The organism is Mycobacterium sp. NAZ190054 (assembly GCF_001545925.1).
Classification (GTDB): Bacteria; Actinomycetota; Actinomycetes; order Mycobacteriales; family Mycobacteriaceae; genus Mycobacterium.
Window position 1 is genome coordinate 1 of the sequence record NZ_LMVQ01000217.1, and the last position, 6,207, is coordinate 6,207.

Annotated in this window: 5 protein-coding genes and 1 pseudogene; 5 read left to right on the forward strand and 1 reads right to left on the reverse strand. The window is 70.6% G+C overall.

All coding sequences use genetic code 11. The features are described from left to right. Nucleotides 1-13 precede the first annotated feature (13 nt). From ASJ79_RS15995 to ASJ79_RS16015, 5 genes are all read left to right on the forward strand, one after another. Complete coding sequence (locus ASJ79_RS15995) at nucleotides 14-1,924, forward strand: fructose-specific PTS transporter subunit EIIC (protein ID WP_082753863.1); 1,911 nt, start codon at nucleotides 14-16, stop codon at nucleotides 1,922-1,924. A gap of 32 nt (nucleotides 1,925-1,956) precedes the next feature. Next, nucleotides 1,957-2,214, forward strand: coding sequence for an HPr family phosphocarrier protein (locus tag ASJ79_RS16000; RefSeq protein ID WP_067956886.1), 258 nt, complete (start codon nucleotides 1,957-1,959; stop codon nucleotides 2,212-2,214). Nucleotides 2,215-2,449: 235 nt separating this feature from the next. Next, a complete protein-coding gene (gene mycP, locus ASJ79_RS16005) occupies nucleotides 2,450-3,796 on the forward strand; it encodes a type VII secretion-associated serine protease mycosin (RefSeq protein WP_067956889.1) in 1,347 nt (448 codons plus the stop codon). Beyond that, nucleotides 3,793-5,190, forward strand: coding sequence for a type VII secretion protein EccE (gene eccE / locus ASJ79_RS16010; RefSeq protein WP_067956892.1), 1,398 nt, complete (start codon nucleotides 3,793-3,795; stop codon nucleotides 5,188-5,190). The genes mycP and eccE overlap by 4 nt, the downstream gene beginning before the upstream one ends. Before the next feature lie 30 nt (nucleotides 5,191-5,220). Continuing rightward, nucleotides 5,221-6,048: a PPE domain-containing protein gene (locus ASJ79_RS16015; protein WP_231750871.1), complete on the forward strand. Its 828-nt coding sequence runs from the start codon at nucleotides 5,221-5,223 to the stop codon at nucleotides 6,046-6,048. On the opposite strand, the pseudogene ASJ79_RS33975 reads toward ASJ79_RS16015, so the two are convergent. Then, nucleotides 6,015-6,207: pseudogene (locus tag ASJ79_RS33975) on the reverse strand (hypothetical protein); the annotation flags it as partial. The gene ASJ79_RS16015 and the pseudogene ASJ79_RS33975 sit on opposite strands and share 34 nt — an antisense overlap.

A 6,207-nucleotide genomic window follows, 5' to 3' on the forward strand; every position in this document is an offset into this window, starting at 1 on the left:
CCGCGCCCCGGACCTGATCTGCCTCCGTGACATCGACGGTCAGCACCAGCACGCGGTCCCCGTACCCGCGTGCCCAGGATTGCACCTCCGCGGGTCGGCGCACGGTCAACGCCACCCGGCCACCGGCCTGCCCGGCGGCATCGCGATCCCGCACTGCCGGTCCCCGTACGTGGACGCCCCGACGATCGGGTTCGCCCGGCTCACCCCCGGCGTGGACTTCGGTGCGCCGGACGGCCCCGCGGATCTGGTTTTCCTGATCGCGGCGCCGGAATCCGGCGGGCAGGAACACATGAAGCTGCTCTCCAGCCTGGCACGAGCGTTGGTGCGCAAGGACTTCGTGGAGTCGCTGCGCAACGCGGGTTCGGCCGACGAGGTGGTCGGACTCGTCGACGGGGTGGTCAGCCCCGCCCCCACCGCTGCCGCTGCGCCGGCTGCCCCGGCCGAGAAGCCCGCCGCGAAGAAGGTCGTCGCGATCACGGCGTGCCCGACCGGCATCGCCCACACCTACATGGCCGCCGACGCGCTGGCCGCCGCGGCCAAGGAGGCCGGGGTGACCCTGGCCGTGGAGACGCAGGGCTCGTCGGGCAGCACCCCGCTGCCGTCGGACACGATCGCCGGGGCCGACGCGGTCATCTTCGCCACCGACGTCGGGGTCAAGGACCGAGGCCGCTTCGCCGGCAAGCCTGTCGTCGCGTCCGGGGTCAAGCGGGCGATCAACGAGCCCGCCAAGATGATCGCCGAAGCCGTTGCGGCGGCCGACAATCCGAATGCCGCGCGGGTCGAGGGGTCCGGCGCGGCGGCACCGGACACGCCGTCGGGGGATGTCGGCTGGGGCACCCGCACCCGGCAGATCCTGCTGACCGGCGTGAGCTACATGATCCCGTTCGTCGCGGCCGGCGGTCTGCTGATCGCACTCGGCTTCCTGTTCGCCGGCTATGAGATCTCCGACACCGGCAACGACATCGCGCTGAACAACTCGCTGACCAACCTGCCGCCGGGCGGCTTCGCCGAGTACCTCGGCGCGATCCTGTTCACCCTCGGTGGGCTGGCGTTCAACTTCCTGGTTCCGGCGTTGGCCGGTTACATCTCGTTCGCGATCGCCGACCGGCCGGGTATCGCGCCCGGCTTCACCGCCGGGGCGCTGGCGGTGTTCGTCGGCGGCGGCTTCATCGGCGGCATCGTGGGCGGCGTGCTGGCCGGCTTCGCCGCGCTGTGGATCAGCAATCTGAAGGTGCCGCAGTGGTTCCGGGGCCTGATGCCGGTGGTGATCGTCCCGCTCGGCGCGTCGCTGTTCGTCGGCCTGATCATGTTCTTCCTGGTGGGACGTCCGCTGGCGCTGATCAACACCGGCCTGACCGACTGGTTGTCCGGACTGTCCGGTACCTCGGCGGTCGTCCTCGGCATCATCCTCGGCCTGATGATGTGTTTCGACCTGGGCGGCCCGGTGAACAAGGCGGCGTATGCGTTCGCCACCGCCGGGCTGGCCGCCGAGACCACCGCGTCGTTCGAGGTCATGGCAGCGGTGATGGCCGCGGGCATGGTGCCGCCGCTGGCGATGGCGCTGGCCACCACCGTCCGGCCCCGGCTGTTCAGCGAGCCCGAGCGTGAGAACGGCCGGGCCGCTTGGCTCCTCGGCGCATCGTTCATCTCCGAGGGCGCCATCCCGTTCGCCGCGGCCGACCCGCTGCGGGTGATCCCGTCGATGATGTTCGGCGGCGCCGTCACCGGCGCGCTGTGCATGGCGTTCGGCACCACCTCACGCGCCCCGCACGGCGGCATCTTCGTGCTGTTCGCCATCGACAACAAGCTCGGGTTCGTCATCGCGCTCGCGGCGGGCACGGTCGCGGCCGCGCTGGCCGTCGTCGCGGCCAAGCAGTTCATCAAGGCCGGCGCCAAGACCGAACCCGAACTCGTCACCGCCTGACCGTCCATCCGCATCACCTGTAAGGAGAGTCCATGCCCAGCAAGACCGTCATCGTCGGATCGGCCATCGGCCTGCACGCCCGCCCTGCCGCGATCATCGCCGAGGCCGCCGTCGAGGCCGGCGTCCCCGTCACCCTGTCGATGGACGGCGGCGAACCCGTCGATGCCGGCTCGGCGCTGATGATCATGACGCTCGGCGCGGGCAACGGGGCCGAGGTCACAGTGTTCTCCGAGGACGAGGCCGCAGTGAACAAGATCGCCGAGCTGGTCCAGAAAGACCTCGACGCGTAGCCCCACCCGCTTCGCCGAAATTGCATTCCAGCAGCAAAAACGCGAGTACGGGCCGGCCTAGCCGCAATCTCGGCGCCAAGAAAGTGGAATGGCCCCTGTCCCGGCACCCTTAGCATTGCCGATGTGCATTCAACGCGTAGCCGGGAGCTGACTTTTTGGGCTTCCCGACGGTGGGCGGCGAGTTTGCTGTGGCTCGTCCATCGCTGCGGTCAGGTCGTTCGGGGGGTGACAACGCGTGCGGCGTAGTGGTGCGCTGATCGCTGCGCTGTCCCTGGTGCTGCTGACTGCCCCGCCCGCGGGCGCGATCGAGCCGCCGATCATCGATCCGGCGGCGATTCCGCCCGACGAAACAGGCCCTGACCAGCCGATGGAGCAGCGTCGCATCTGTGCTGCGCCGACGGTGTTCCCGAACTCGAACTTCGCCGACCGGCCCTGGGCGACCGACTACCTGCGCCTGCCCGAGGCCCAGAGGTTCGCCACCGGGGCCGGGATCACCGTCGCTGTCATCGACACGGGCGTGAACGGGTCGGCCCGGGTGCCCGCCGAACCCGGCGGTGACTTCGTCGACCAGGGCGGCAACGGCATGTCCGACTGCGACGCGCACGGCACGCTCACCGCGGCCGTCATCGCCGGCCGGCCGGCACCGACGGACGCGTTCGTCGGCGTCGCTCCCGACGCGCGGATCCTGTCGCTGCGGCAGACGTCGGACAGCTTCTCCCCGATGGGCGCCCGCAACGACCCCAACGATCCCAACGCCACCCAGACCGCGGGCTCGCTGCGCAGCCTCGCGCGGGCCATCGTGCACGCGGCCAACCTGGGGGCGCAGGTGATCAACATCAGCGAGGCCGCCTGCTACAAGGTGACCCGCCCCATCAACGAAGCCGTCGTCGGCGCCGCGATCAACTACGCCGTCAACGTCAAAGGCTCGGTGATCATCGTCGCGGCGGGAAACACCGGCAGCGACTGCACGCAGAACCCGCCGCCCGACGCCGCAGCACCGGCCGATCCGCGAGGCTGGCAGCAGGTGCAGACCATCGTGTCGCCGGCCTGGTACTCGCCGCTGGTGCTGACGGTCGGCAGCATCGCCCCGAACGGGCAGCCGAGCGGGTTCTCGATGCACGGTCCCTGGGTCGGGGCCTCGGCGCCCGGCGAGAACCTGATCGCGCTCGGCTACGACGGCAACCCCGTCAACGCGTTACAGGGCGAGGACGGGCCCATCCCGATCAGCGGCACCTCGTTCTCGGCGGCCTACGTCTCGGGGCTGGCCGCGTTGATCAGGCAGCGGTTCCCGGAGTTGACGCCCGCCCAGGTCATCAACCGGATCACCGCCACCGCACGCCATCCCGGCGGCGGCGTGAACAACGTCGTGGGGGCCGGGGTGATCGACCCGGTGGCGGCGCTGACGTGGGAGGTTCCGCCCGGGCCGACCGAGATCCCGTACAACGTCAAGGAGATTCCGCCGCCGGTGTACGTACCGCCGCCGGACCGCAGCCCGATCACCATGGTCGTGGTGGCCGGCGCCGGGGTGGCGGCGCTGCTGGGTATCGGCGCGCTGGCGCGGCGCGCGCTGAGGCGCCGATGAGCGGATTCCTGTCCATCTTCGGACTGCGGTTCAGCACCGGCCACGCGCTGTGGGCAGCGGTGCTGATCCCCGCCTGCCTGCTGCTCTTCGCGCCGCTGGACCTGATGTGGCTCGGGATCACCCTGTCGGTGCTGATCGGTCTGGCATCGGTGGTGACGATCCGCGGCCGCCGCCCCACCGGCTGGGTGGCGTCTCTGTTCGCGTGGCGGCGTCGGCACAAGCAGCCGCCGCCGCGGCCGTCCGAGCCGGCCGTCGGCGCGACCGCGATCCCGGCGGAACACGTCGCGCTGCGCTGGCAGGGTGATTACCTGGTCTCGGCGATCGAACTGGTGCCGCGGCCGTTCACCCCGACCGTGATCGTCAACGGTGCGGCGGCCACCGACGACGTCGTCGACACCCGGCTGGTCGAAGAGCTGCTCACCGCGTACTGCCCGGATCTGGAGGCCGACATCGTCTCGGCCGGTTACCGGGTGGGAAAGACCGCCCCGGCCGCGCTCGTCGCGCTCTACGAGCAGGTCGTCGGACCCTATCCCGCACCGGCGAACCGCCGGACCTGGATCGTGCTGCGCGCCGACCCCGACAGGACGCGGAAGTCGGCGTTGCGGCGCAACGAGGGAGTGGCCGGCCTGGCGCAGTACCTGGTGTCGTCCACCACCCGGATCGCAGATCACCTGGCCAGCAAGGGGGTTGACGCCCGGCCGGCGCGCAGCTTCGACGACTTCGACCGGGCGACCGAGATCAGCTTCGAACGCGAGGCGTGGTCGATGGTCAAGGGCTGCAGCACCTTCACGGCCGCCTACCACGCCCCGGGCGGCCCGGACGTCTGGTGGGCGGCGCGCGCCGATCACACCCTCACCCGGGTGCGGGTCGTGCCCGGGTCGGTGCCGAAATCCACCGTGTTGTTGACGACGCTCGCGAATCCGTCGACGCCGCGCGGGTTCTCGTGCCTGTACGGCGGCCAGCGGGCGGCCCTGCTGGGCGAGAGCCCGGTGACCGACCGGCACTACGAGTTGCCGATCGGGTCCGCCGGTGTGCTGGTCGGCGAGACCGCGGACCGCTACCCGGTGTACATGCCGTTCGACGACGTGGATGTCAGCATCAACCTGGGTAACGCCCGGCTGTTCACGCAGTTCGTCGTCAGATCGGCGGCCGCGGGTGCGGTCGTCACGCTGCAGCCGCAGTTCCAGGAGTTCGCCGGCTTCGTCAACGGCCGGATCGGGCAGGTGGCGAAGGTGGCGTGGCCGAACGCGACCACCTACCTGCGGCCGCAACCGGGTGTCGGTCGGGTGATGTTGCGGGACACCTTCATCGCGACGCCGCGGCACAAACAGCTGCCGATCCGGCTGATCAATCCGCGTGAGGAAAGCCGCTACCAGATGGTTCTCGAGCCATGACGGACATGCGCGACGTCAGGAGGACGCGTAATGGCGGGTGAACTGAAGGTCGACCCCGACGACCTCGAGCGCAAGGCGCTGATGATCGAGGAGATCCCGTGGGGTAGGGATCCCGCCACCGTCACGGTGACGGACCCCGACAAACTCACGCCGACAACGGCGTCGGTGCGGAATCTGATCAAGAACGCCCAGGCTCTGGGCGCCGAGCAGCAGTGGGGCATGGCCGAGAGCCGCCGGCTGGCCGAAACCCTGCGACTGGTCGGCAAGGCCTACCGGACCGTCGACGAAGCGTCCGCGGGCAACATCGACAGCACGATTCCGGGAGGTACGCCGTCACCGGCGCCGGCACCCGTACCCATCGGGGCCAACGCGACACCGGCACCGCCGCCGCCCCCACCGATGCCCGGGTTCGAGAACGTTGCCGCCGACGGCGACATCCTCGACCCCATCGAGACCGACAACAAGCTGACGGACGGGGATCAGGCCGCGGCGCTGCGCAGCGCGGCGACGGAGTGGAGCGCCAACGCCGCCCGACTGGCCGAGGCGGCGGTCCCGTTCGAGATCAAGATCCAGAACTGGGAGGGCGTCGCGGCCGAGACCGCGTACGTGAAGTTCAAGTCGTTCGGTGGCTGGCTGCAGGCGTTGGCGGGCAAGTGGACTCAGCTGGCAGCCGAGGCCGAGAAGCTGGCCGTCGCGCACGACCAGGCCAAGGCGGCCAACGCGCCGGTCCGGGCCCAGTACGAGGCGCTGCAGCACCAGCTGATGACCACGCCGATGGACGGTGGTGCCCGACGCGCCATCCAGCTGCAGATGGAGCAGCTGTATCAGGAGTCGGAGGCGATCCGCGAGCCGCCCTGAGACCCGCCGCTGGGTGAACCACCCTGCGAACCTCCCTGCGGCGCACCTTGTCCCGCGCCCTGAGCCGCCTGCTCGGCCGCCGACATCGGCGACACCGGCGCCTCCTGAGGAGCTTGCGGCTGTCCGCCGCCGGGCTGCGACTGCCCGCCCGACCCCGAC

Coding starts and splice junctions, on each gene's coding strand:
- ASJ79_RS16000 (WP_067956886.1), top strand. CDS start 1,957: ATGCCCAGCAAGACCGTCATCGTCGGATCGGCCATCGGCCTGCACGCC.
- eccE (WP_067956892.1), top strand. CDS start 3,793: ATGAGCGGATTCCTGTCCATCTTCGGACTGCGGTTCAGCACCGGCCAC.
- ASJ79_RS16015 (WP_231750871.1), top strand. CDS start 5,221: ATGGCGGGTGAACTGAAGGTCGACCCCGACGACCTCGAGCGCAAGGCG.